This is a genomic window from Nonomuraea sp. NPDC049421 (genome assembly GCF_040677005.1).
Lineage (GTDB): Bacteria > Actinomycetota > Actinomycetes > Streptosporangiales > Streptosporangiaceae > Nonomuraea > Nonomuraea salmonea.
The window spans coordinates 140,486-164,772 of record NZ_JBFAQA010000026.1 but is presented as its reverse complement, the minus strand read 5'-3'; the positions used below and the strand labels follow the sequence as shown (position 1 = coordinate 164,772).

Genomic DNA, 24,287 nt, shown 5'->3' with positions numbered 1-24,287 from the left:
TGGCAGTCTGGCGAGCACGTCCGGCCAGGTGAAGCGTGCTGCCACCAGCGAGTACTGGGTGCTGGCACGTATGGTCGCGTCGGGGCTGGTAAGGCGTTAAATGGTGAGATGTTTCCGATGTGGCGGGTGATTCCCGCCGTGCTCCTTGTCTTCGGCGTGATCATGACCGTGGTCGTCGTGGGCTCTTCGGGCGGGCTGACCATCGTGTTCGTGCTGCTCACGCCGCTGGTGGGCTGGTCGTTCACGATCGCGGGCGTGCTCGCCCGGGTACGCCGTCCGCGGCTGCGCACCGGAGCGCTGATGACCGCCGTCGGCTTCGCCTGGTTCGCTCATCTGCTGACCTGGACGCACACCGCTCCCTGGGTGGTGATCGGTCACGCCCTGAACAACCTCTACGTGGCGCTGGTCGGGCACCTCCTGCTCGCTTTCCCCACGGGCAGACTGCGCACCCGGCCGCTGCGCGCCCTCGTGGCGCTGGGCTATGCCGATGTGCTGGGAGTACACGCGGCCGCCGCTCTTCTGCCGACGGGCCCGATGGCGGCGGTACTGACCGGCGTCGAGTACGGTGCCGGGATCATGTTGCTGATCGCGGCGGTCACGGTGCTGGCCATGCGGTGGTGGCGGGCCGGGCCTGTCGAGCGGCACGAGATGAGGTCCCACCTGTGGGCTGGGGCCCTGGCCGGCATAGCGTTGGCCGCCAACGTGCTCAGCGTCTGGCTCGCGCCGGGCTGGCAGTGGCCGCTGTTCGCGCTGTTCACGGCGGCGCTGGCGGCTGTCCCTGTCGCGTTCCTGGCCGGGCTGCTCGACCTGCGGCTGCGCAGGGCCGAGGTGGCCGATCTCCTCACCGGGAACGGCCGGTACGAGCAGCTCGACGTGGGGCTGGCCCGGGCACTGCGTGACCCGTCGCTCCGGATCGCCTATCGGGCGTCCGACCAGGATCGTTTCGTCGACGTCCACGGCCGTCCGGTGGCCATGCCCGCTGAGGGAGGTCGCCAGGCGGCCTCTCTGGTGAGGTGCGACGGCGACACCATCGGGGCCATCATCCACGACCGGGCGCTGCTGGCCGAGCCCGAACTCCTCGACGCGGTGGCCGCAGCCGCCGGGCTGACCCTGCAGAACCGCCACCTGCACGCCGAACTGCGTGCCAAGCTGGTCGAGTTGCAGGCGTCCCGGGTCCGGCTGGTCGAGGCCGCGGCGGCCGAGCGGCGCCGGATCGAACGTAACCTGCACGACGGCGTTCAGCAGCAGCTCATCTCGGTCGCGATGGGCCTGGCCCTGCTGGATTCCCGGCTGGACCAGCAGGACGGTGCCCGTACCGTCCTGGCGGAGTCCCGCGCCGGCCTGGCCACCGCTCTGGACGATCTCCGCAGGCTGAGCCAGGGCATCCATCCCGCGATTCTCTCGGAACGCGGCCTGCGTGCCGCCGTCTCAGAACTGACCTGGTCCTTCCCCGTTCCGGTCGACCTCCGATGGCACTCAGCTGACCGGCTTTCCGATCCGGTGGAGGCGACGGCCTACTACGTGATCTCCGAAGCGCTGGCGAATGCCGCCAAACACGCCCGTGCCACCGGGGTCTCCGTTCAGGTCACGGCGGCGCCCGGAGAGGTCGCCATCGCCGTCCGCGACAACGGCGTCGGCGGCGCGAACCCGCACGGCGGCGGGCTCAGGGGCCTCAGGGACAGGGTGGAGGCGCTCGGTGGCACCATGACGATCACCAGCCGATCGGGAACAGGCACGACGGTGGACGCGGTGCTGCCATGCGCGTGATCGTGGCCGACGACGCGGTGCTCCTGCGGGAAGGTTTGAGCCGGTTGCTGGCCGAGGCAGGCTTCGAGATCGCCGGCACCGCGGCTGACCACGACGGGCTGCTCACCCTGGTCGAGGCGGAGCGGCCGGACGTCGCGGTCGTGGACATCCGCATGCCGCCCACGTACACCGACGAGGGACTGCGCGCCGCCCGGGAGATCCGTGCCCGTCACCCGGCGACCGGCGTGCTCGTGCTGTCGCAGCACGTACGCGTGACGTACGCGCTCGAACTGTTCGGCCATGACCCTCGCGGCGTCGGCTACCTCCTCAAGGACCGGGTCGCCGACCTGGAGGAACTCGCCGCGGCCGTGCGGCGGGTGGCGCGCGGCGGCTCGGCCTTGGACCCAGAGGTGGTCGCTCTCCTCCTGGGACGCCGCCAGGCCGCCGACGGTCCGGCCACGATGACCAACCGCGAACGCGAAGTCCTCGCTCTCATGGCCGAAGGCCGCTCCAACGGCGCCATCGCCCGGCGGCTCGGCATCGCCGAGCGCACGGTGGAGAAACACATCGCCGCCGTCTTCGGCAAACTCCAGATCCCCGCCCACGCCGACGACCACCGCCGTGTCCTGGCCGTCCTCGCCCATCTCCGCCGATGACCGCACACGCGCGCGAGGGCCAGGCCCAGTTCCTGATCCAACACCGTGACCAACCGAGACATGAAGGGCCCTGCGTCATCGCAGGTCAGCGACCGCTGCGCGGCACCGGCATCGCGGCGTCGCAACGCGCTCGCGTCATCCCGTGCTGCCCGCCTTCCCGGCCTTCCGCGCGCTTCGCCTCGGGGAAGCCATCGTGCCCCGCTACCCTGCCGGCTCTCGCAGCTTCGCGGGAGACCTCCTGTCCGCCGGCACACGATCGGCCTCGATACGGGCTCGCCTCATGGGCACGACCAGCCGCCGACAGCGCCGCCCCACTGTGATGGCCGTCTTCCACCGCGGCACGCCCAGGCGTGAGGGGAAGGCCCGGACCGCAGCCAGGACGCTCCGCACGGTGACGGTGTCCAAGCGGCCGGCGGGCCGGCTGATAGGGGTCCAGGCGATGGCCAGCATGCCGCCCAGCAGGCCCAGGATCATGCCGAGCAGGAAGCCGCCCAGGTTGGAGTGGACGAAGGACGCCAGAGACAGCAGCACCGCGATCAGACCGAGGAAAACCCGCTGGGCGGGCTGAAGCCACACGAGCATCCCCGCGATGATCAAGATGAGGGCGATGAGATAGCCGGCCCCCACGGTGCCGAACATGAGGGCCACGGGCAGAGCGTCGAGGGCGAGCGGGATGGAAAGGAGCTCCGTCCCCGCCGCCACGATGAACAGCCCGGCCCAGAACGGCCGGGAACGCCGCCACGACCTCATGATCTCGCACCCTTCATCTCGCGCCGCGCCCGCCGCTCTCCGCCAGGCCGGGGCCGGCTCCACCTCAGTAGCACTCGTGCTCACCGTGCAACAGCCTGAGACCGAGGTCGGGCAGGCTGAACGTGCCGGCCGTGACAGCCCTGGCGCCTAGCCTGACGTCGCGCAGGGTCACCACTCTGGCCTGGCCGCCGAAGGTGCCGGCCCGCCCCCTGCCGGCGGGAACCTCGTCCAGAGTGCTGGCATCCCGGCCCAGCTCAAGGTCGCGGATGGAGGCCGCGGTCTGTCCCACCGACACATCGATCACCAGATCGTCGATGGCGACCTCATTGCCGTCCTGGCCGCCGGTCAGCAGGAGCGTCACCGTGCCCACAGGCGTCTTCACCAGCGCGCTCGAACACAACTCCCTGACCGCGGCCCGCCGCACGCCGGCCACGATGACGGGGACCAGCCGGCCTTTCTTGGTCCGGTCCACGTCGGTGGCCAAGGAGAAGCCCTGACCGCGCAACTCACCGGCGAACAGTTTGAAACCGCGGCCGGAGACCACGAAGGTGGCGCCGATGACTCCCTGAGCTGTGCTGCCGATCAGCAGCGAGGTCACTGCCGCGACGGGAACGAGGATCAGGCCGAAGCGCTTCCATCGCACGCGTCCCTGTTCGGCCATCATGCGCCCCACTTCACGCCGGCCCCCAGGCGGGCCAGCGATGTTACAGAAAGTCACAGGTCGTTCTAGTGCCAGCATGCGGGACGTCCACGGTGCTCGGTGGCCTACACGCCGGAGATCGCGGCGCTTATGGCGTGCGGCTGGACAGATTTGCCGATATCTAGAAGGGCGCACTCTTCATCGGTCAACGCTGATCCCCACCAGGGCGAGCAACGTGGGGAGCCAGGACGCCGGCCCGGCCGCGCCGCCCAGCGGGAACAGGACGGCTGACACGGTGAGGCCGGCCTTGAGCAGGATGATCCCCCGGCCACCCCAGCCGCCACCGGCGGGCCACCTCAGGATCAGCAGCGCGCCACCGCTATGGAGCGGACTGAGCCCGATGATCATCGGTCGCGTTGGTGGCGACGCTGCCCAGCAGGTACTCACCGACCAACGGCGCCCGAACGAGCAGGTCACGTGCTGGAAGAATGCGCTTGAACACGTCTGCCCTCACCGGTTGTAGAGCCTGCGTGCCCACAGGTATCCGCCCAGCGCGATGACCGCGCTCCAGAGAGCCGCCGCCGCGAGGCCGGCTCCCGCGGGCCGCCCGGCCAGCAGCGCGCGCAGGGTTTCGATGACCGGCGTGAACGGCTGGTGTTCGGCGAACCAGCGCAGCGGGCCCGGCATCGACTCCGGCGGGACCACGCCGCTGCCCAGCAAAGGCAGCAGCATCAACGGCATCGGCAGGTTGCTGGCCGTGGCCACGTTCTTGGTGACCATGCCCATCGCGGCCGCCAGCCAGGTGATGGCGAAGGTGAACATCGCCAGCACGCCGACCACCCCGAGCCAGTCCAGCGCGGAGGCGGCGGGGCGGAAGCCGATCAGCAGGGCCGCCAGCGTCACCGCCGCGATCGCGACGAAGTTCTGGACCAGCGCGCCGAGCACGTGCCCGGTCAGGACCGAGACGCGGGCGATGGCCATGGTCTTGAACCTGGTCACGATGCCCTCGGTCATGTCCACGGCCACCGAGATCGCGGTTCCCTGCGCGGCGCTCGCGATCGTCATGATCATGATGCCGGGGGTGATGTAGGCGGCGTAGGCGGCGCGGTCGCCGCCGATCCCGGCGCCCATGATGCCGCCGAGGACGTAGACGAACAGCAGCAGGAGCACCACCGGGACGCCCGCGTAGGTGAGGATCAGCGTGGGGTAGCGCCACATGTGCCTGATCTGGCGCCGCAGCATGGTCGCGGAGTCGGTGATCGCTCTCATCGCGTGGGCTCCTCGGTCAGGGCGAGGAAGACGTCGTCCAGGTCGGGCTTGTGCACCGACAGTTCAGCGACGTCGACGGCCTGCGTGTCGAGCCGTTCCAGGAGTCTGCGCAGCGCGTCGACGCCGGTGTCGGGGATCTGCACCGTGAGGGACTCCTCGTCGTATGAGGTGGCCCTCAGGTGGGAGGCCGCCCTGAGGTAACCGTCGGGGTCGGCGAAGCGTACGACGATGTGTCCGCCGGGGACCATGCGCTTGAGTTCCGCAGGGGTGCCCTCGGCCACCAGCCGGCCCTGGCTGAGCAGGGCGATGCGGTCGGCGAGTTCGTCGGCCTCGTCCAGGTATTGGGTGGTCAGGAAGATGGTCACGCCGTCCTGCTGGACGAGGTCGCGGACGATCTGCCACATGGTGCGGCGGCTGCGCGGGTCCAGGCCGGTGGTCGGTTCGTCGAGGAAGATGAGCTTGGGGGTGCCGACGAGGGTCATGGCGAGATCGAGCCGGCGGCGCATGCCGCCGGAGTAGGTGGCCGCGGGCTTGCGCGCGGCGTCGGTGAGGTCGAAGCGTTCCAGCAGTTCGCGGGCGCGTTCGCGGCCGCGGGAGCGGCCGAGGTGGAGCAGGTCGGCCATGAGGCGCAGGTTCTCCTCGCCGGTGAGGAAGGGGTCGACGGCGGAGAACTGGCCGGTGACGCCGATCGCGGCGCGCACCTTGTCGGGTTCTGTGGCCAGGTCGTGCCCGGCGACCCGGATCTCGCCGGCGTCGGCCTTGACCAGGGTGGACAGGATCTGGACCGTGGTGGTCTTGCCTGCGCCGTTCGGGCCGAGCAGCGAGAAGACGGTGCCCTGCCGGATGGACAGGTCGATGCCGTCCAGGACGCGGTGGGCGCCGTAGGACTTCCGCAGTCCCGTCACCGAGACGAAGGGACGCATCACGTTCACCTCCGATCCCAGGTGACGGGCAGGCTGTGCACGCCGTACACCTGCGAGGGGTCGGTGCGCAACGACAGCTCTTCAGCCGGTACGGCCAGCCGCAGCGTCGGGAAGCGGGTGAGCAGCGCGGGAAACGCGACCCGCATCTCGATGCGGGCGAGTTGCTGACCGAGGCACTGATGGACGCCGTGGCCGAAGGCCAGATGCCCGGCGGCCGAGCGGCGCAGATCGAGCACGTCGGGTTCGGGGAACCTGGCCGGGTCCCTGTTGGCGGCGTTGATCGCGAGGATGACCGTGTCGCCCGCCTTGAGCCGCCTGCCGCCGAGCTCCACGTCCTCCAGCACGCCGCGCATACCGGTGGCGGCGACGGACAGGTAGCGCAGCAGCTCCTCTACGGCTCCGGCGGCCAGATCGGGATCGCCGCGCAGGGCGGCGAGCTGGGCCGGGTCGCGCAGCAGGGCCAAGGTGCCGAGTGCGAGCATGTTGGCGGTGGTGTCGAGCCCGGCGCCGAGCAGGAACGCGGCCACGCCGCCGAGTTCCTCGTCGGTCAGGTCGCCGCCGGTGGCCAGGTCGCTGAGCAGGTCGTCGGTCGGCTTGGCCCGCTTGGCGAGCGCGAGCTCCCGCAGGTAGGTGCCGAGCTCGGCGAAGGCGGCGTACTGCGCCTCAGCGGTCCCGGCGTCCGGCAGGGTCCGGGTGGAGTTCTGGAACTGGTCGCGGTCCTCGTACGGCACGCCGAGCAGCTCGCAGATCATCAGTGCGGGAACCGGCTGCGCGAAGACCTCGACGAGGTCGGCGGGCGGCCCCTGCCGCTCCATCGTGTCGAGCCGGTCGCGGGTGATCTCGGTGACCCGCTCGGTGAGCAGGTTCATCCTGCGGACGGTGAACTTGCCAGCCAGCAGTTTGCGGTAACGGGTGTGCTGGGGCGCGTCCATGCCGGTCAGGTCGCCGGCGAGAGCGGGCGGCAGGTGGCCGCCCGCCAGGGGATGGTAGTGCGTTTCGTAGCGGGAGCTGAAGCGTGGGTCGGCGAGAATCTGGCGGACCAGGTCGTAACCGGTGATCATCCAGACGCCCGGAGCGCCCTCGGGCACGGCCAGGCGGGCGATCGGCTGCTCCGCGCGCAGGGCGGTGAGCGAAGGGGCGGGATCTAAGGGGCACGCGGGTGCGCGGTCCAGGGACAAAGTGACCGGCTCCACGCGATAGTTCGCGTTCGACATGATTGAAAGCTACGTTGCCTTCAGAAATTCCGTCAATTCACAGAAGTACTTTCATGCAGGCCAAGGCCGTTAAATTGATGCGTTGGCGCTGAATCCGAATGCAATGATTCGTTGCATTGCATGGTGCCGAACGCAATACTGACGTCATGCCAGAGGGAAGGTTGACGCGGCAGGACCGCCAGCGCATCGCGGCCGGCCTCGCCGAAGGACGTTCGTACGCCGAGATCGCCAGGCGGCTGGACCGGCCGACGTCCACGATCAGCCGGGAGGTCGGCCGCAACGGCGGCCCCGGCGACTACCGCCCCGAGCGAGCGCACCAGGCGGCGGCGCGGCGGGCACGGCGCCGCACGCCGGCCCGCTCCCCCGAACCTCACGACCGCACGGTCGTGGAGGTGGAAGAGGGAGCCGTCGAGCTGGCGGTCGGCATGGGCCTGCCGAAGATGGTGGCGCGCGTGCTCATCGGCCTGTGGCTGAGCGAGAACGGCAGGCTCACCGCCGCCGAGCTCTCGCGCGGACTGAACGTCAGTCCCGCTTCGATCTCCATGGCGGTGGGCTACCTGACCCAGCAGGGGCTGATCAGGCGCGAACGTGATCCGCAGCGGCGCCGCGACCTGTACGTGGTCGACGACGACGCCTGGTACCACTCGACCGTGATCAGCGCCCGGCAGACACTCGCGGCGGCGGAGATCACGAAGACGGCCGGGCAGACGCTCGGGCTCGACACGCCCGTGGGACGCCGCCTGACCAGAGGCGGTGCGTTCCTGGAGCGGATCAGCCTGGACGCTCTGGCCTCGGCCGAACGCTGGCGCGACCTCCCGCCGTGATCAGAGCGCTGGGATCGTTTCCGCTGTGGCGATGTGCAGCCGGGCGATCACTGTTGCTCACCATGGCTGCGGGCCGGGGCCGTCACCGGTTCGTGGTGAAGAACGTGCGGAGGTCGTCGGCGAGGAGTTGAGGTTCCTCTTGCGCGGCATGGTGTCCGCCTCTGTCGTAGGTGTTCCAGTGCACGATAACGCTGTGGTCGCGTTCGGCGAGCGGGCGGATGGAGGGGAAGAAGTCGTCGGCGAAACAGGCAAGGCCAAGGGGGATCGATGACGGTCCGGCAGGCGGCCGGTTGCCGTGATAGCCGATCAGGGCCGAGCTGCCGGCGGTGTCGGTCAGCCAGTAGATGGCGGCGTTGGTGAGGATGTAGTCGTCGCTCACCGCGTCGCCGAACAGCTGCAGGTTCCAGGCCAACTGGCCGACCGGGGAGTCGGCGAGCGCGTGCGCCAGGGTCTGCGGCTGGGTGGACTGGAGGGCGAGGTAGGCGCTCCGGCCGGCCATGAAGCGTTCCAGGGCGGCCAGCTTCGCCCGGTCGTCCGGTCCCAGCAGGGCGCGCTCCGCCGGATCATCGGACGGCAGGGAGAAGATCTGGGTGACGTGCACCCCGACGACGCGGTACGGATCCAGGCGTCCGAGCTCGATGGAGATCAAGGAGCCGACGTCGTTGCCGTGCGCGCCGTAGCGCTCGTAACCGAGCCGGCGCATCAGCTCCGCCCATGCCGCGGCGACTCGGCGGCGGTTCCAGCCCGGCTCGCGCGGTACACCGGAGAACCCGAAGCCGGGCACTGAGGGGATGACGAGGTGGAAGGCGTCGCTCAGCCGGTCGATCAGCGGCAGGAACTCCGCGACCGACATCGGCCAGCCGTGGGTGAGGATGAGCGGCAAGGCGTCCGGCCGGGCCGAACGGATGTGCAGGAAGTGCACGTCAAGCCCATCGATTTCGGTCATGAACTGCGGGTGGACGTTGATCCGCCGCTCCCAGGCGCGCCAGTCGTAGCCGTCGCGCCAGTACTCGACCAGGTGCCGGACGCGGTCGGCGGGCACGCCGAGCCCGTGGCCGGGCAGCGGGCGGGTGAAGCGGGCCGCGGCCAGCCGGGCGGCCAGGTCGTCCAGGCTCTCCTGCGCAATCCTCACCCGGTACGGCCGCATCATGACCGGGCCGCCTCGTCCAGCACCCATGCCAGCGACTCCGGTTCGGTGATCATCGGCCAGTGCCCGGCGTCCAGCGTGATCACCTCCAGGCCCGGCATACGCGGCGGGCCGCCAGGGTCGGCCGCGCAGGCGATGTAGGTACGGGGCAGCCCCTGCACCGCGCGCAGGTCGGCCGGCGCCGGGTCCTGGTAGGTGCCGATCGGCTGGCCGGCGCCGCGTGCCCGCAGCCAGGCCCGGTCCTCGGGGGTGAGCCCGTGCTCGCCGAAGCCGGCGTCGATGATCTCGTCGCTCATCACCGGGATCCGCCCGTCCCGGACAGTCCGCATGATCGCTTCGACCACGGGCGCGGGAGTGATGTCGAACAGGCTCCGGCCCGGCTCGGGCAGCAGCGCGGCGAGGTAGACCAGCCGGGCGATCCGTCCGGGAATCATGGTCGCGGCGATCGTGGCCGGCGCTCCGCCGTAGGAGTGCGCCACGAGCACCACCTCGCGCAGCCCGGCGTACTCGATCGCGGCCGTGATGTCGCGGGCATGCGTGGTGAGCGTCGTGTCCGACGAGCCCAGATGCGCGCGGTCGCCGAAACCGGTGAGCGTCAGCGGATGCACCTGGTGGCCGTACGCGGTCAGCAGCGGCGTGACGCGCTCCCAGGCCCATGCGCCGAGGAACGAACCGCCGACGAGAACGATGGTCGACATCGCGTCGACTCCTTCCGATCAATGTCTTACCGGCGCAAGGCTAGGGAGGATTGTGGACGCTTTCTGCCCTCATTAGGATCGCGACCGTGTCCCGTCCCGCGACTCGTGTCCTGGCACTGCTGGAAATCCTGCAAGACCGCGGCCTGGTGCCCGCTGACGAACTGGCCCGGCGCCTGGACGTCGACGCCCGCGCCGTCCGCCGCTACATCACCGCCCTGCGCGACATGGACATCCCCGTCGAGTCCGTCCGCGGACGCTACGGCGGCTACCGGCTGGCCCGCGGCGTACGCCTGCCGCCCCTGATGCTCGCCGATGACGAAGCGGTCGCCGTCGCGGTCGCGCTGGCCACCGGCAAGCAGCACGAACAGGTGGGAGAGCCCGGCCCGACCGACCGGGCGCTGGTCAAACTCAACCGTGTCCTGCCCGCGCCGCTGCGCCGGCGCGTCACCGCGTTGATCGCCGCCACCTCGGCGACAGCAGGCCCGCTGACTCCCGAACCCCACCTGGCGCTGACGCTGGCCGCGGCGGTCCACGCGCGGCACACCGTCCGGATCGAGCACACCCGCGGCGCACGCGAGGTGGACCCGTATGGGCTCGTGGTGCACGCACGCCGCTGGTACCTGGTCGGACACGACCATCTGCGCGCCGCCATCCGCATGTACCGCCTGGACCGGATCAGCGACGCCGCCGAACTGCCCGGCACATTCACCCCGCCCGGCGGTTTCGACCCCGTCGCCCACGTCCTGCACACGTTGACGCTCGGCGCCTGGACCCACCGCACCGAGGTATGGCTCGACACCGACCTGGACACCGCCCGCGACCACCTGCCGGCCACCTTCGGCGACCTGCACGCCTGCCCCGACGGCGGCGTGCTCCTCGTCAGCGGCGCGGAGAGCCTGCCCGCCATGGCGCGCATCCTCACCGGCCTGCCCTGGCCCTTCACCGTCCGCAGCCCGCCCGCGCTGGTCACGGCCCTCGCCGAGCACGTCACCGCGCTCACCCTGGCCGTCGCCCGCTCCCGTCCCGGAGCGTAGCCGTCGGGCGCCGACATCGAGAGCTACCTGAACCGGCTCTCCTACCAGGAGGCGAACGACAAGCTCACCCACGAAGCGCGGGCTCGGGATCGTCCGCCGACTCAAGCGGACGCCGGCCCGCGTCCGCAGCCTCGGGCTGACCCGCCCCGCACAGGCCGCCGTCGGCCTCACCGGCGACCTCGTGCCCCTCACCAGCGACGTCCCGCAAGAACCCGACGACGACGAACCGGGCCGAGCCCTCCCACGGGGGATTGTCAGGGAGTCGCGAAGCGCGCGGCGATCGTCCGGGCCGCTTCGTCGACCGCTCGCGACCGCTCCTCCTTGGTGATCGACCACGTACCGTGCGTGAGGCGCGGCCAGAAGACCGCGGAAGCGATCATGCCGAGGAACTGTGCGGATACCAGATCCGGATCATCGATGTCGGCGCTTCCTGCGGAGTGTGCCTCCCGCAGATAGCGCCCCAGCGCCTGCAGGACAGGCAGCGTGCCGAAGTCGAAGGTCCGCTCGCGCAGTTCGGGGAAGTGGTGCGATTCGGCGATCACGGTCCGCATCAGAGCGACCATGCGAGGACGGGTCAACAGTTCCGAATACGCCCGGCCTAGCACCACCAACCCGGCGTAGAGGTCGCCGGTCGGGATCTCGACCGGTTCCGGAGCCGGCGACCCGCCTGCCGCGAGCACCGTGGCCTCGAAGAGCTCGGCCTTGGTCGGGAACTGCTTGAAGAGCGTCGACTTGGACACCCCTGCGCGCTCGGCGACACGTGCCAGTGGCGTGCGGTCGTACCCGAACTCCAGGAAGAGCTGAGCGGCGGCGCCGAGGATCGCCTCGCGATTGGTCGCGGCCACCGCACGGTGGTACGAGGAGCGTCCACGTGTCATCCGTTCAGTATCTCACGAGGCGAGTTCCTTGACTCACCATTACGACCACGATTAGGTTGATAGAGGCGAGTCGCCCGACTCACCTCTCGGAGATAGGAGCGGCTCATGGCTACCGTGATCGTCCACGCGACCATCACTCTTGACGGGTTCATGGCCACGAAGGACGGCGGGGTCGACTGGATGTTCGGCCGACCCTCCGCTCCCGAGGATGACGCCGTCGTCGAGACAGTGATGAGCCGGATCGGCGCGGTGGTCGGCGGCGCGAACAAGACCCAGACCATCGAGGACGGCGAGATCCCGTATGGCGGCATGCTGAAGGTCCCGGTCTACCTGATGACCCACAGCGCCCATGAGCCGATCGAGCGCGACGGCACCACGTACAACTTCGTCGTCGACGACATCAACGAGGCCGTCAGGCTGGCCACGCAAGCGGCCGGGGACGGCTGGGTCAGCCTGCTCGGAGGAACCATCTCACGACAGTGCCTGCGGCTCGGTCTCGTCGACGAGCTCCACCTGGACGTTGCGCCGGTCCTGCTCGGCGACGGCATCTCGCTGTTCGCAGGCCTTGGGCGGCACATCGAACTTGAGCGCCTCGATACATCAGCCTTCGCGAGTGAGACTCATCTTCGCTACCGAGTCCTCCGTTAGCCAGAGGTGCTCGGCCACCAGGTCGGCCAGGTTGCGGTTGCTCTCAGCTGGCCCGCGACCACGACTACCGTGCCGAGCCCGTGGGCGAACCGGCAATCGGACATTCATGAGCTGCTCAGCAACGGCTTCGAAGCCTGAGCCGCAAGCATGTCCGCTCTCGCCACGGCCGTCGCCTGTATCTGCTCGTCGAGCCCAACCCGGTCCCCGGGGGTTCGGATCGTTAGGAGGCAGAGCGTGCTCACTTCCGCCTGGTAGCGGCCGGTGGCGCGAGCCGCCGCTCGGCCCGAGCGGCGGCGGACGGCTCGCCTCCAGCGGCGGCGTTCGGCGAGGTTCGCGAGGGGTGCCACCTCGTCGGGAGCGACGTGGCCGTCCTGTGCCAGCGCCGGCAGGGCCCCGGCGATCATCTTCCCTTCGCGCTTGCGTACGACCAGTGCCAGGACCAGCATCGCGAGGAACACCGGCATCATGACGGCTCCGTAGATCTTGTAGATCAGGTATGGATCGCTTCCGGCGAGCCCCGCCCAGTCCCATGCGCCGTGCAGGACGATCGCGACGAACAGCCCGGCGAGGGCGAGCCCCAGGCGTGCGCCTCGGCCGCGCTTGTTCGCGGCTGCGGCGATGCCGAGTCCGAACACGGCGACCATCAGCGGGTGGAAGAACGGCACCATCACCATGCGCAGGAAGAAGCCGGCCCCGAGCAGGGCGACGGCTTTGACGTCGGACGTGTCCGACGCGGCGAAGGTCGTGATGATGCGACCGAAGTAGAGGATGTTCTCCGTGAAGGAGAACCCGGCGCCGACGAGCCCGGCGTAGACGACGCCGCCGAGCAGGCCGGTGACCTGCCTGCGGCGGTACACCAGCAGCCACACCAGGAACAAGCCCTTGAGGATCTCCTCGGTGACCGGGGTGATCACCAGCGGGCGGAACCACGCGCCGACGTCCGTACCCATGGTGGTGTCGACGACGGCCTGAAGTCCTTGCTGCGACCAGATCGAGCAGAACGCCGCGAACGACGCTCCCCACGCGAACGCCGACGCCAGGCGACGCGGCCGCTCGGGCTCCCAGCGGTCGAGCCAGCGGAACGCGCCCACGACGGGAAGGGTGACCAGGGCGGACAGCGGCAATCCTGCCGCCACCCCGCTCCAACCGGCCTGCGTGGCCACCCAGACTACGGAGAAGAGCCACGCGGCTCCTGCCGACAAGAGCCGGAGAGCCCACGTGCGGCTGCGCGCGGGGCTCGTCGATGTGCGCATTGCTGTGTTCCTTCGTCGGTACCTCGGCGCCGCAGGTCTGCGGTCGCTGCTCCAGGGGACACCGTGCCGTTGCGGCATACTCAAATCGGCCGGTCATGAGGAGGGAGGCGGCATGAGCTGGAGCACGCGGGAAGTCGCACGACTCGCCGGGACGACCCTGCGTACGGTCCGGCACTACCACGAGATCGGCCTGCTCGACGAACCTGAACGGCTGCCGAACGGCTACAAGGTCTATCGCACCGAGCATCTCGTGCGGCTCGTGCAGATCCGCCGTCTCACCGGACTCGGCTTCTCGCTCGCCGCGATCGCGGCGATGGAGGACGAGCCGGAGCAGCTCGACGAGACCCTGCGCGCCGTGGACGCCGAACTCGCCGCCACGATCGCGCGGCTGGAGGAGGCGAGGGAGGAGATCGCGAAGCTACGGGATCGGCCGGTACCGACCGACCTGCCCTTCGGCATCTCGGCTGCGGCGACCGACGCGCGGCTGTCGCGAGCCGACCGGTCGCTGTTCGCCGTGCTCTCCCAGGTGGTCGGCGATGCCAACACCCCGCACTGGCAGGCGCTCCTGCGCGACTTCGAGCGCGATGACGTGACCGACGAGTTCGACGCGCTCGCGCCGGACGCCGACGAGGAGACCCGTGAACGACTCGCCCGGCACATCCTTCCGCAGATGATCGCCCTGAACGGCAAGCACCCGTCACCGCCCCGCACCGTCGAGCACGCGGCGACCGGCCGGCAGGCGGCGACCGCCGCGGTGATCAGCGCCGTGCTCGACCTCTACAACCCGGCACAGCTCGACGTCCTGACACGCATCTGGAAACACCTGGGCTGACCCGGGGCCGTCGGCCCGCACCGCCGGCGCCCCGCGACCGAGCTGGAAACCGCATGACGCGCGTGGCGCGGTGACCTTCCTCCTCATCCTGACCGGCGTCACCTCGATGCGGCTGAACCCACTCCTACAGCGCGCCGTCGGGGCGGCTCCGGGTTCTCTTGCCGAGGCCCGCGACGCGCCGTGGCCCGGTCAAGGCGGTGAGCAGGAGCACCAGGGCACCGCTCAGCAGCACGGCGCTCGCGATGTGGCCCCGCGTCCATCGGGAGTGCCAGTGCTGCCAGTCGACGGGTACGGATTGCGCCATCCACGTGGCGAACATCCCGTTCACGGGTCGCACCACGGCGAGCCACAGCACGAACGCGGCGACCATCAGGACTCCGGCCAGGACGGTGAGGCGGAACCGGTTCGTCCCCCGTTCTGCCGTGGCGAGTGCGGCGGCCACGACGATGCCCAGCGCCTCCATCGCTCCGATCACGGGCGTGAGACGCGGATGGACGTCCCTGTTCAGCCGCACGCGGAGCTCGGTATCGAAGATCAGCTCGATGGGCATCTCGAGCAGGCGGACGAAGGTCAGCGCGAGGAGGGCCGTCACGAGGCCGACCGCGGCGGTCCAGAGCGCGCGCAGCCACCACGACACAACCAGATCCCTTCTCTGCTTCCTTCTTCGCCCTGCACCGGCGCGAGGCGATCTACGACCATTTCATCCGGAAATGTCCTGATACGCCAGACAACCGTTGCATACTGCAACGGATCTGTGATGCACGGCCTGAGCTGGTGGGCGCCGTACGGCCTGGGCAGAAGCCCAGGGAGACCGCACGCGAAGGGAACGCTCGATGCCCGCACCCGCGCGGCTCACCGCCCGAGACGGCCAGGGCCGGCAGGCCAAGGAGCAGGCCCGGCGGGCCCCGGCCCGGCCCGATGCGGGGGGTCTACGGCGCGGTCAGGCGGCGCTGTCGTCGCCGCGCAGAACCCGCGCGAACCGCCGGCCCGGCTCGGGATCCACGCCCAGGAGCTGGGCGTAGTGCTCGTGGAGCTCCTCCCACGGCTCGTGCGCCACCTCTTCGGAGATGAACTGGCCGTCGAGGTACGGCCCGAGCCGCCAGAAGTAGGTCTCCCAGCCGGTGGCGGTCTGCGCCGCGGTGTCGAGGTCGTCGATGACGTGGGTGAAGACCAGGCGGCAGCCGTCCCCCTCGGCGGTCAGGTCGAAGCTGTGGTGCTGGCCCGCGTACGTCCAGGCCAGGCGGCGGGGCGGGTCGACCTCGGTCACCTCCACGGTCTGGCCGGCGGCCTCGAAGGTCTCCCCCACCGCCGGCGTCCAGTCGACCGCGGCCGGGAACCAGCGCTCCAGCTCCGCCGGGACGCTGACGGCCCGCCACACCCGCTCGATCGAGTGGGACAGCTTGCGCTCGAAGCGCAGCGCCGGACGGCCGTCGATCTTCTGCAGGGTTCCGTGAATCATGGGTTCTCCTCAAGGTGTCGTTCAAGGGCGTCCAGGCGTCCCGACCAGTACACGCGGTAGGGCTCCAGCCACTGGTAGACCTCGGCCAGTGGCTCCGGACTCAACGCGTACATCCGCTGCTTGCCCACCGGGCGCACCACGACGAGACCGGCCTCGCGGAGCACTTTGAGGTGTTTGGACACGCCGGGCTGGCTCAGGTCAAGGCGTTCCACCAGTTCTCCGGCGGACCGCTCACGCTCCCGCAGCAGATCGAGGATCTGCCTGCGGTGCGGCTCAGCAAGGGCTGCGTAGGCGCTCACGTGCTCATATTGCCAACTAGAAATATGAGATGCAAGTCGGGGCAGGCCGGCGGCGATGCGTTGACCTCCGTCGGGGGCCCGGCATCGCGCGATCGGGCCGCGCGCGCCATGCGCGAGTGGCAGGAGTTCATCCGGCGACTGGTGGCGCAGGCCATCGCGGCGGGCGAGCTGGCGGAAAGCGTGGACGTGGCGCAACTCGTACGAGATCGACGCCCTCGGAGAGATGGTGATCATCCACCCCCGCCTGCACGACGGGGCGGCCTCCTTCGTTCACGCTCGCCGCGCCGTGCTGCAACGCCTGCGAGCGCTCTGCCCCGACCCGACGCGTCTCCCGGAGGATTGATCATGACTGACGGCGTGTACGAACCGGTCCAGGTGCATTTCGACGATCGATGCGATGGGCCTGTTGCACAACTCCCGGTACGCCGTGCTGGTCGAGCGGGCGGTGGCGCACGCCGAGGGTTATCGCGTCAACGTCAATCTGGACCCGGCCACCTTGCGGCCATCGCCGTTCGGCCACGAGCTGCGGGCCGCCGCCGAACCCCTGCTCCGCCGAACGGCGGCGGCATGCTGAGGTCCCGCTGGATCGCCGGCCCGGCGGACGCCGGGCCGGGTCGCTGCCGGTGTGGCGTGCGGCAGACGATCTCCAGGCGTTCTTACGGTCGCCACCGCACGTGCGGTTGCCCTGGTGCGGGTGGAGCCTGGTGCTCCCGTGACAGGGGGCGGGAGCGTTCCGCCGTCAGGAGACCTCGTACGGGATGATCTCGGCGAGCGTGGAGGCCCCGCCCATGCCGTAGTCCACGCGCAACCGCAGGTATCTGGCCGAGACCCCCTTCAGGTCGACGTCGTGGGGAGCCGACATGCGCGGCCACTCGACCCGCTCGACGTCCCTGAACGTCGTGCCGTCCTCGCTCACCTGCACGACGCCCCGCTCGACGGTGCCGCTCATGTCGTACGCCAGCGTGGGCTGGAACCTGACCGCGGACAGGTTCCGCACCCGTCCGAGGTCTACCGTGATGGTGTGCGGCTGCGGCGCGACGCCGGAGCGGTAGTCGGTGAAGGGGTCGCCGTCGACCGCCCTGGCCGGGTCACCGGTGCCGGGTTTGGAGACGGTGGCCGTCGCGCTGAGCTCGGCCGGAGGCACCGGGGTGCCCTCCGGAGGAGAAGGCCAGCCGCCGGGGGCGTCCTCGGGCTCGTCGGCCACGGCGGGCCGGTCGGGGCCCGTTCCCCTGCCGCGGATCACCACGTCGGTGACCACCGCGCTGTGGTCGGAGTAGAACGGGTAGGCCTGGTCGAGGGCGCTGCCCTGATGGCGGGGCAGGCGGCGGTCGTCGATGCGGGAGCCGAGGACGCGGACGTCCTTGCCGCGGGTGAAGATGTAGTCGATGCGGGCGGGCGCGGAGCGAAAGCCGCTCTGCGAGCTCCAGGTGCGGCCGGGGTGGCGCCCGGCGTCGGGGTTGGCGTGGCGGAAGGTGTCGACGAAGCCGGAGTCGGCGAACATCTTGGTCAACGGCCAGGGCAGCACCAGGCCCGCGTGCCCGCGCGCGCCGGCGAACTGCTCGGTCCAGTCCAGGTACGGCCAGGCGTTGAGGTCGCCGCCCATGAGCACGGGGGCGTCGTCGTCACCGATGAAGGACGGCAGTGCCTTCTCCAGGATGGCCCTGCCCATGGCGACGCGGCGGAAGCGGTCGTCGTCGAGGAGTTGCGCGTCGGTCTTCGTCCGCGGCCGGCCGTAGATGTTCTGCACGGCCGCCTCGTGGACGTCCCAGTTGGCGGAGATCTCGTGCCAGGTCCACATGCTGAAGGCGTGGACGTGCCTGCCGTCGGGCAGGCCGAGCCGGGCGCCGCCGAGGTTGAACGAGGTGATGTCGGCGTCCGCGTAGCGCGGGTAGACCTTCTCCACCTTGAGCTTGGTGTACAGCCACAGGTTGTCGCCGTTGGCGCTGTAGTCCTCCGGCGTGGTGAGCCGCACGCCGGTGAACCGCTCATCCGCCGGCCGTCCGGCGTTCAGCCCGTCGAGGATCTTCTGCCCCGATCCGTACCCCTCGATCACGAACAGGACATCGGGGTCGACCTCGTTGATGTAGTCGATCATCTGCCGGAGATTCTCGCCCGTCTTCTCCTGGCCGTTGATCGTGCCTCCGACGAACAGGTTCCAGGACATCATCCGTACGGGGGTGCCGACCTGCTGCTCGTGCAGGGTGGTGACGGAGACGTCGAGCTTCACGCTCTGCCTGCGCGCGGGCAGGACGAACGGCCGGCTGCGTACGGTCCCGGTCCGGCTGTAGAGGGTCTCCCGCGCCCATACCTGGTCGCCCCTGGTGACGGTGAGGGTGAATTCCTGCACGTGGTGCGGGCGCGGCCGGGCCGTGGCGACCGCCGTGCAGGTGCTGCCGGCAAGCAGCCCGTCACATTCCAGCCGGTACCTCACGGGCGTGGCCGCGGCGCCGGCCGCCGCCGGTGCCGTGGTGAGCAGCCCGGTCAAGGCCAGAGCGGCGGCGAGAGGCGGGATGGATCTACGCATGGGCGTGTCCTCCTGGAAGGGGGGTGTGCGTTTTTCCCGGGAGCGGGGTATCAGGCGAGCCGCTGGGGCGCCGCGGGGCGGGAGATCGAGCCGTCGGAAGAGAAGAAATGGTCGTCCACGTGCTCCAGCGCCAGGCAGGCCGCGCCGAGCGCGACGCATTCCTCGCCGAGCGTCGAGGACCGGATCTCGGGCACGCGCAGGCAGTGGGGTTCGAGCGCCCGGCGCAGGGCGGGCAGCAGGACGTCGGCCGAGCGGGAGAATCCGCCCCCCAGCACGACCAGTTCGGGGTCGAGGGTAAGAACCATGGCCGCGGTGCCGAGCGCGAGCCGGTGCGCGTAGGCGTTCACGGCCTCAAGGGCCTCGGGATCGCCGGCCCGGGCGGCCGTGAAGACCAGACCGGCGGCGTCCTCGGGCGTGGCGCCCCGTGCCGCGCGCGATCCCTCGAGGTGGGCGGCCATGGTGCGCCAGCCGGTCATCTCCATGAGCCCGACCTCGCCGCTGGCTCCGCTGAAGCCGTGGTGCAGGCGTCCGCTGAGGATGAGGGCGGCGCCTGGCCGGCGGCCCGCGTGCAGGTAGACGAGGTCGCGGACGCCCGACGCGATACCGAGCCGCTGTTCGGCGAGGGCGGCGAGCTTGCTGTCGTTCTCGACGGTGATCGGGCAGGACAGCCGCTGCCCGAGATGGCCGATGAGATCGACCCCCGCCCAGTCGGGCAGGGACTCGACCCGGGTGACCACACCTTCCCTGTTGACGACGCCGATGCTGCCGACGGTGACGCCCCACAGGTCGCGGGCGCTCAGTCCGGAGGCGACGAGTGCGGCCTCGACGGCCCGCCACACGGCCTCCAGCCGCTCGTCGCGCGTGGTGCGCCCGTCCACCGCGACCCGGCCGCTGGAGACGGTACGGCCGGCCAGATCGGTGATCACGGCGAGGACCTTGTGCACGCCGACGTCGATGCCGAGCACATGGCCGGCGTCGGTCCGGAAGCGGTATCGCTTGGCGGGCCGGCCCAGACTCCCCGGAGCGGGCTCGACGTCGGTGAGCCAGCCGAGTTCGTGCAGGTCGCCGACAACCTCGATGACGGAGTTGCGTGACAGCCCCGTCAGCGTGGCCAGCTCGGTGAGGGTCAGCGGCCCCGGCGCCGCACGCAGGACGCGAATGCTGCTGAGCGAGTTCAGCTGGCGCAGCCGCTGAAGGTCACCACCACCGACCTGCACAGGTTCTACCTCCCGTTAATTGCGGTCTCCGGATTAATGCCCTCTGGCACGCCCTCCGCCGGGCGTCTGCCACCTGGATCATCTGATGCGGAGGGGCTTGACGGCAAGACCTCGATCGTGAATATCTATGAACTCCGCAATAAATCGGGGGTCGGCACATGACCGTGAAGTTGGCCGTCATCGGGGCGGGAGCCCGTGGCCAGATCTACGCCAGGGCGGCAGCCGCCGATGGCCGAGCGCGCATCGTCGCCGTGGCGGATCCCGACCCCGCCAGGCGGGACGCGCTGGCCCACGAGCACGGCCTGCCGGAACAGGCCCGCTTCACGGGCTGGGAGGAGCTGGCCGCCGTACCGAGGCTGGCCGACGCGGTGGTGATCGCCACCCAGGACAGGCTGCACGCCGGCCCGGCGGTGGCCTTCGCCGGGCTGGGCTACGCCGTCCTGCTGGAGAAGCCCATGGCACCGACGGAACCCGAGGCACGCAGGATCGTCGAGGCCGTCGAGCGGGCCGGCGTCGTCTTCGCGCTCGCCCATGTCATGCGCTACACCGCCTACACCCGGGAGTTCAAGCAACTGGTGGACGGCGGCCGGCTGGGCGCGATCTCCAGCGTCCAGCACCTGGAACCGGTGGGCTGGTGGCACATGGCCCACTCCTTCGTCCGCGGCAACTGGCGCAACACCGCCCAATCCGGGCCGATGTTGCTGACCAAGTCCTGCCACGACCTCGACTGGCTGCTGTACCTCCTCGGCGACGAGCCGATCGGCGTGGCCTCCTTCGGCTCGCTGACGCACTTCCGGCCGGAGAGCCGGCCGCCGGGCGCCGGCAGCCGCTGCGTGAGCTGCGCGGTCGAACCCGCCTGCCCCTATTCCGCCAAGCGCCTGTATCTGGGGTGCCTGGGCGATCCGGATCAGGAGTTCTGGCCGCTCGGCCCCGTCACCTCCGACGCCACGACGGCGGGTGTCATGCGGGCGCTGGAGCAGGGCCCGTACGGCCGCTGCGTCTACACCTGCGACAACGACGTGGTGGACCAGCAGGTGGTGATGCTGGAGTTCGCCGGAGGCACGACGGCGTCCTTCACGATGACCGCCTTCACCCCGCTCGAACACCGCAAGACGAGAGTCTTCGGCACCCACGGCTTCGCCGAGGGCGACGGCCGGAGCATCAGGATCGTCGACTTCACGACCGGCGCGGAGGAGAGGATCGACACCGCGACGCGCGCGGGCGCCTCGCTGGCCGACGGCCACGGCGGCGGCGACGCCGGACTGATCAAGGCGTTCATCGACGCCGTGGAGGCGGGCGACCAGGCGCCGCTCGGCGCCGGTCCGGCCGAGGCCCTGGCCGGGCACCTGGTCGTCTGGGCCGCCGAGCGCGCCCGCGCGTCCCGGACGGTGCAGGCCCTGTGACGACGATCCCGGCGCCCGCCCGTCTGTCCCCCGGCGAGGGGTGCTTCACCTTCACCGTCACCACTGCGCTGGCCGCCGACCCGGTGCTGGCCAGGGCGGCGGCGTGGCTGCGCGCGAGCCTCCTGCCGGCCACCGGCCTGCCGCTGCCCGAGGGGCCCGGCGGCGTCGAGTTCCGTCTGGCCGGCGGGCTCGGGCCGGAGGAGTACCGGCTCACGGTCACGGAGAAGTCGGTGCTGATCGAGGCGGCGAGCCCGGCCGGCGCCTTCTACGGAGCGCAGACGCTGCGCCAGCTCCTCCACCCGGCCGCGTTCCGCAGGGGCCGCATCGCCGGCAGGACGTGGAGCGTCCCCGCCGTCTCGATCGCCGACGCCCCCCGGTACGGCTGGCGTGGCTGCCTCATCGACGTGGCCCGCCACTACCTGCCCAAGAACGACCTGCTGCGGTACATCGACCTGCTGGCCATGCACAAGCTCAACGTCCTGCACCTGCACCTGACCGACGACCAGGGCTGGCGGTTGCAGATCAGGAAGTACCCGAAGCTGACCGAGACCGGCGCCTGGCGGCGCGAGTCGCCGCTGGGCGCCCGGCGGCACCGCCGTTTCGACGGCCGTCCGCACGGCGGCTTCTACAGCCAGGACGACATCAGGGAGATCGTCGCCTACGCCGCCGACCGGTTCATCACCGTCGTCCCGGAGATCGACCTGCCCGGCCACACGCAGGCCGCCATCGCCTCCTACCCGCGGCTCGGCAACCTCGCCACCCCACCGGAGGTGGCCACGGAATGGGGCATCAGCGAGAACGTGCTCAACGTCGCCGATGCGACCATCGCCTTCTTCCTCGACGTGCTGGAGGAGGTCCTGGAGCTCTTCCCCGGCCCTTACGTCTGCGTCGGCGGCGACGAGGTCCCGAAGACCCAGTGGAACGACAGCCTCGCCGCCAAGGAGCGCATTCGCGAGCTCGGCCTGCGCGACGCCGCGGAACTGCAGACCTGGTTCATGCGGCACTTCACCGACTTCCTGCTCGCCCGGGGGCGCAGACCGCTCAGCTGGGACGAGCTCCTGGAAGGCGGCCTGCCGCCGGGCGTCACCGTGGCCTCCTGGCGCGGCGAGAGGTGCACGACCATGGCCGCCCGGGCCGGCCACGATGTGGTCGTCTCGCCCTTCGCCGAGACCTACCTGGACTTCCGCCAGGCCGAGGGCGAGCAGGAGCCGGTACCCATCGGCAGCGTGACCTGCCTGGAGACGGTGTACGCCTTCGACCCCGTTCCCGCCGCCCTCACCGAGGCGGAACGGGGCCGGATCCTCGGCGCCCAGGCGGCGCTGTGGACCGAGCACATCGACTCGCCCCGGCTGCTCGACTACATGGCCTTCCCCCGCCTGGCCGCCTTCGCCGAGGCGGTGTGGAGCAGCGAGCGCGACCTCGAGGACTTCCTCGTCCGGCTCGCCGTGCACGAGAAGCGGCTCGACGCGCTGGGCGTGGAATATCGCCCGGCCGCCGGCCCGCACCCCTGGCAGCGACGCCCCGATGCCCCCGGCCACCCCCGGACCCGGGCGGAGATCGACGGCGAGCTCGCCGCCTGGACCGCGAACCTGCGGTTCTAAGTCACCCCCCCAACCTGGAGAAACCCGTGCGTCTTCGTCTCCCCCTGGCCGGGCTGGTCAGCCTGGCCGTACTCACCGCGGGCTGCGGCTCTTCCGCCGAACCCGACGCCGACGGCAAGGTCACGATCAGCTACGCCATCTGGGACAAGAACGACCAGGCCGGCTCGGAGAAGATCATCGCCGCCTTCCAGCAGGCCCACCCGAACGTCACCGTCAAGCTGGAGATCACCCCCTGGGAGCAGTACTGGACCAAGCTCCAGACGGCCGCGTCCGGCGGCGCGGCCCCCGACGTCTTCTGGATGAACAGCCTCAACGTCCGCATGTACGCCAAGGGCGGCGTCATCGCCCCGCTCGCGGAGTCCGCGGCGGCGGGCCTGCCCGAGGCGGTCGTGGACGGCTACCGCTACGAGGGCAAGCTCTACGGCCTGCCGCACAACGTGAGCATCCCCGCGCTCTGGTACGACAAGAAGATCTTCGACGCGGCCGGCCTCGAGTACCCCACCGCCGACTGGACCTGGGACGACGTCAAGTCCGCCGCCAAGAAGCTGACCGACCCGGCCAAGCAGCAGTTCGGCATCCTCGCCCCGATGTGGGACCAGGGTGGCTTCTACAACACCATGATCCAGGCCGGCGGGCACGTGCTCTCGCCCGACGGCAAGAAGAGCGGCTTCGACGACCCCGCCTCCATCCAGGGCCTCGAGTTCTGGACCGGCCTCATCAAGGACAAGGTCGCGCCCGTCGCGGAGGTGTACACCGACACCGACCCCATCCAGCTCTTCCAGTCGGGCAAGTACGGCATGTACTACGGCGGCGTCTGGTTCGCCTCCACCTACTGGGCCAATCCCGAGATCCGCGAGCGGATCGACGTGGCTCCCCTGCCCAAGGGGCCCGCGCGGGAGGCCGTCATCCTGCTCGGCCTGGCCAACGCCGTCTCGGCCAAGAGCGAGCACCCCGAGGAGTCGGCGGCCTTCGCCGCGTTCGTCGCCTCCGAGCAGGCGCAGAAGATCATCAGTGACAGCGGCGGCGGCGCCCTGTCGGTCCGTCCCGGCACCCAGGACGGCTGGTTCACGGCCTTCCCCTCCTTCCACCTCAAGGAGACCTATGAGGCCTCGATGCCGCACGGCGTGCCGTACCCGGCGACGCTGAACACCGCGCAGTGGCAGGACGTGCAGAACAAGAAGCTCGCCGACGCCTGGTCCGGCAAGCGGCCGGTCGCCGACGTGGCCAGGGAGATCGCGGCGCAGATGAACGAGATCCTGGCCAAGGAGTAGA

The 24,287-nt window shown here is 70.4% G+C and carries 25 protein-coding genes; 10 read left to right on the top strand and 15 right to left on the bottom strand.

What is annotated here, in order from left to right:
* Positions 1-117: 117 nt before the first annotated feature.
* On the top strand, positions 118-1,767 hold the full coding sequence (locus tag AB0K18_RS36055) for a sensor histidine kinase (protein WP_364923693.1): 1,650 nt from the start codon (positions 118-120) through the stop codon (positions 1,765-1,767).
* Positions 1,758-2,402: a response regulator transcription factor gene (locus AB0K18_RS36050; protein ID WP_364923690.1), complete on the top strand. Its 645-nt coding sequence runs from the start codon at positions 1,758-1,760 to the stop codon at positions 2,400-2,402. Before AB0K18_RS36055 ends, AB0K18_RS36050 begins: the two co-directional genes overlap by 10 nt.
* A 201-nt stretch (positions 2,403-2,603) precedes the next feature.
* Here AB0K18_RS36050 and AB0K18_RS36045 read toward each other — a convergent pair whose 3' ends face one another.
* The 6 genes from AB0K18_RS36045 to AB0K18_RS36020 all read right to left on the bottom strand — a co-directional run bounded on the left by AB0K18_RS36045 (position 2,604) and on the right by AB0K18_RS36020 (position 7,198).
* Positions 2,604-3,152, bottom strand: coding sequence for a DUF6114 domain-containing protein (locus AB0K18_RS36045; RefSeq protein ID WP_364923687.1), 549 nt, complete (start codon positions 3,150-3,152; stop codon positions 2,604-2,606).
* A gap of 64 nt (positions 3,153-3,216) precedes the next feature.
* The gene (locus AB0K18_RS36040; protein ID WP_364923684.1) at positions 3,217-3,891 is read right to left on the bottom strand and encodes a DUF6230 family protein; all 675 of its coding nucleotides are present in this window, start codon (positions 3,889-3,891) and stop codon (positions 3,217-3,219) included.
* A 99-nt stretch (positions 3,892-3,990) separates the two neighbouring features.
* Positions 3,991-4,200, bottom strand: coding sequence for a hypothetical protein (locus AB0K18_RS36035; RefSeq protein ID WP_364385280.1), 210 nt, complete (start codon positions 4,198-4,200; stop codon positions 3,991-3,993).
* Positions 4,201-4,302: 102 nt separating this feature from the next.
* On the bottom strand, positions 4,303-5,061 hold the full coding sequence (locus AB0K18_RS36030; protein WP_364923680.1) for an ABC transporter permease: 759 nt from the start codon (positions 5,059-5,061) through the stop codon (positions 4,303-4,305).
* Positions 5,058-5,984 (bottom strand): ATP-binding cassette domain-containing protein, encoded by a 927-nt coding sequence (locus tag AB0K18_RS36025; RefSeq protein ID WP_364923678.1) that lies wholly within the window; start codon positions 5,982-5,984, stop codon positions 5,058-5,060. The genes AB0K18_RS36030 and AB0K18_RS36025 overlap by 4 nt, the downstream gene beginning before the upstream one ends.
* Before the next feature lie 5 nt (positions 5,985-5,989).
* Positions 5,990-7,198 (bottom strand): cytochrome P450, encoded by a 1,209-nt coding sequence (locus AB0K18_RS36020; RefSeq protein ID WP_364923675.1) that lies wholly within the window; start codon positions 7,196-7,198, stop codon positions 5,990-5,992.
* Between the two features lie 146 nt (positions 7,199-7,344).
* Between AB0K18_RS36020 and AB0K18_RS36015 the strand changes: the two genes are divergently transcribed.
* Positions 7,345-8,022, top strand: coding sequence for a helix-turn-helix domain-containing protein (locus AB0K18_RS36015; protein WP_364385268.1), 678 nt, complete (start codon positions 7,345-7,347; stop codon positions 8,020-8,022).
* Positions 8,023-8,104: 82 nt separating this feature from the next.
* On the opposite strand, the gene AB0K18_RS36010 is transcribed toward AB0K18_RS36015, so the two are convergent.
* Together AB0K18_RS36010 and AB0K18_RS36005 are read right to left on the bottom strand one after the other, a co-directional pair.
* Positions 8,105-9,169, bottom strand: coding sequence for an epoxide hydrolase family protein (locus AB0K18_RS36010; RefSeq protein ID WP_364923725.1), 1,065 nt, complete (start codon positions 9,167-9,169; stop codon positions 8,105-8,107).
* On the bottom strand, positions 9,169-9,867 hold the full coding sequence (locus AB0K18_RS36005) for an alpha/beta fold hydrolase (RefSeq protein WP_364923671.1): 699 nt from the start codon (positions 9,865-9,867) through the stop codon (positions 9,169-9,171). Before AB0K18_RS36005 ends, AB0K18_RS36010 begins: the two co-directional genes overlap by 1 nt.
* Positions 9,868-9,953: 86 nt before the next feature.
* Between AB0K18_RS36005 and AB0K18_RS36000 the strand changes: the two genes are divergently transcribed.
* On the top strand, positions 9,954-10,901 hold the full coding sequence (locus AB0K18_RS36000) for a YafY family protein (RefSeq protein ID WP_364923668.1): 948 nt from the start codon (positions 9,954-9,956) through the stop codon (positions 10,899-10,901).
* Between the two features lie 254 nt (positions 10,902-11,155).
* On the opposite strand, the gene AB0K18_RS35995 is transcribed toward AB0K18_RS36000, so the two are convergent.
* On the bottom strand, positions 11,156-11,746 hold the full coding sequence (locus AB0K18_RS35995) for a TetR/AcrR family transcriptional regulator (protein WP_364385256.1): 591 nt from the start codon (positions 11,744-11,746) through the stop codon (positions 11,156-11,158).
* A 138-nt stretch (positions 11,747-11,884) separates the two neighbouring features.
* Here AB0K18_RS35995 and AB0K18_RS35990 point away from each other — a divergent pair, with 138 nt between their 5' ends.
* Entirely contained in the window at positions 11,885-12,427 is a 543-nt protein-coding gene (locus AB0K18_RS35990) for a dihydrofolate reductase family protein (protein WP_364923664.1), read from the top strand.
* Positions 12,428-12,531: 104 nt separating this feature from the next.
* Here AB0K18_RS35990 and AB0K18_RS35985 read toward each other — a convergent pair whose 3' ends face one another.
* Positions 12,532-13,680, bottom strand: coding sequence for a PrsW family intramembrane metalloprotease (locus tag AB0K18_RS35985; protein ID WP_364923661.1), 1,149 nt, complete (start codon positions 13,678-13,680; stop codon positions 12,532-12,534).
* A gap of 112 nt (positions 13,681-13,792) precedes the next feature.
* Here AB0K18_RS35985 and AB0K18_RS35980 point away from each other — a divergent pair, with 112 nt between their 5' ends.
* The gene (locus AB0K18_RS35980) at positions 13,793-14,512 is read left to right on the top strand and encodes a MerR family transcriptional regulator (protein ID WP_364385247.1); all 720 of its coding nucleotides are present in this window, start codon (positions 13,793-13,795) and stop codon (positions 14,510-14,512) included.
* A 124-nt stretch (positions 14,513-14,636) separates the two neighbouring features.
* Here the strand turns inward: AB0K18_RS35980 and AB0K18_RS35975 are convergent, their stop codons facing one another.
* The 3 genes from AB0K18_RS35975 to AB0K18_RS35965 form a co-directional block, all read right to left on the bottom strand.
* The gene (locus tag AB0K18_RS35975; RefSeq protein WP_364385244.1) at positions 14,637-15,149 is read right to left on the bottom strand and encodes a hypothetical protein; all 513 of its coding nucleotides are present in this window, start codon (positions 15,147-15,149) and stop codon (positions 14,637-14,639) included.
* 303 nt (positions 15,150-15,452) lie between these two features.
* Positions 15,453-15,971: an SRPBCC domain-containing protein gene (locus AB0K18_RS35970; RefSeq protein WP_364923656.1), complete on the bottom strand. Its 519-nt coding sequence runs from the start codon at positions 15,969-15,971 to the stop codon at positions 15,453-15,455.
* A complete protein-coding gene (locus tag AB0K18_RS35965; RefSeq protein ID WP_364923653.1) occupies positions 15,968-16,504 on the bottom strand; it encodes a metalloregulator ArsR/SmtB family transcription factor in 537 nt (178 codons plus the stop codon). Before AB0K18_RS35965 ends, AB0K18_RS35970 begins: the two co-directional genes overlap by 4 nt.
* A 163-nt stretch (positions 16,505-16,667) precedes the next feature.
* On the opposite strand from AB0K18_RS35965, the gene AB0K18_RS35960 reads away from it, so the two are divergent.
* On the top strand, positions 16,668-16,844 hold the full coding sequence (locus AB0K18_RS35960) for a hypothetical protein (protein ID WP_364923650.1): 177 nt from the start codon (positions 16,668-16,670) through the stop codon (positions 16,842-16,844).
* A 165-nt stretch (positions 16,845-17,009) separates the two neighbouring features.
* Here the strand turns inward: AB0K18_RS35960 and AB0K18_RS35955 are convergent, their stop codons facing one another.
* Together AB0K18_RS35955 and AB0K18_RS35950 are read right to left on the bottom strand one after the other, a co-directional pair.
* Positions 17,010-18,794: a discoidin domain-containing protein gene (locus AB0K18_RS35955; protein ID WP_364923647.1), complete on the bottom strand. Its 1,785-nt coding sequence runs from the start codon at positions 18,792-18,794 to the stop codon at positions 17,010-17,012.
* Positions 18,795-18,844: 50 nt separating this feature from the next.
* Entirely contained in the window at positions 18,845-20,011 is a 1,167-nt protein-coding gene (locus AB0K18_RS35950) for an ROK family protein (RefSeq protein ID WP_364923645.1), read from the bottom strand.
* Positions 20,012-20,169: 158 nt separating this feature from the next.
* Between AB0K18_RS35950 and AB0K18_RS35945 the strand changes: the two genes are divergently transcribed.
* The 3 genes from AB0K18_RS35945 to AB0K18_RS35935 are packed head-to-tail and all read left to right on the top strand — an operon-like array spanning position 20,170 to position 24,286.
* Positions 20,170-21,414 carry a Gfo/Idh/MocA family oxidoreductase gene (locus tag AB0K18_RS35945; RefSeq protein WP_364923643.1) on the top strand — a complete coding sequence of 415 codons (1,245 nt, stop codon included), beginning with the start codon at positions 20,170-20,172 and terminating at the stop codon, positions 21,412-21,414.
* Positions 21,411-23,015 (top strand): beta-N-acetylhexosaminidase, encoded by a 1,605-nt coding sequence (locus AB0K18_RS35940; protein WP_364923640.1) that lies wholly within the window; start codon positions 21,411-21,413, stop codon positions 23,013-23,015. Before AB0K18_RS35945 ends, AB0K18_RS35940 begins: the two co-directional genes overlap by 4 nt.
* A 26-nt stretch (positions 23,016-23,041) precedes the next feature.
* A complete protein-coding gene (locus AB0K18_RS35935; RefSeq protein ID WP_364923637.1) occupies positions 23,042-24,286 on the top strand; it encodes a sugar ABC transporter substrate-binding protein in 1,245 nt (414 codons plus the stop codon).
* Position 24,287: the final 1 nt, after the last annotated feature.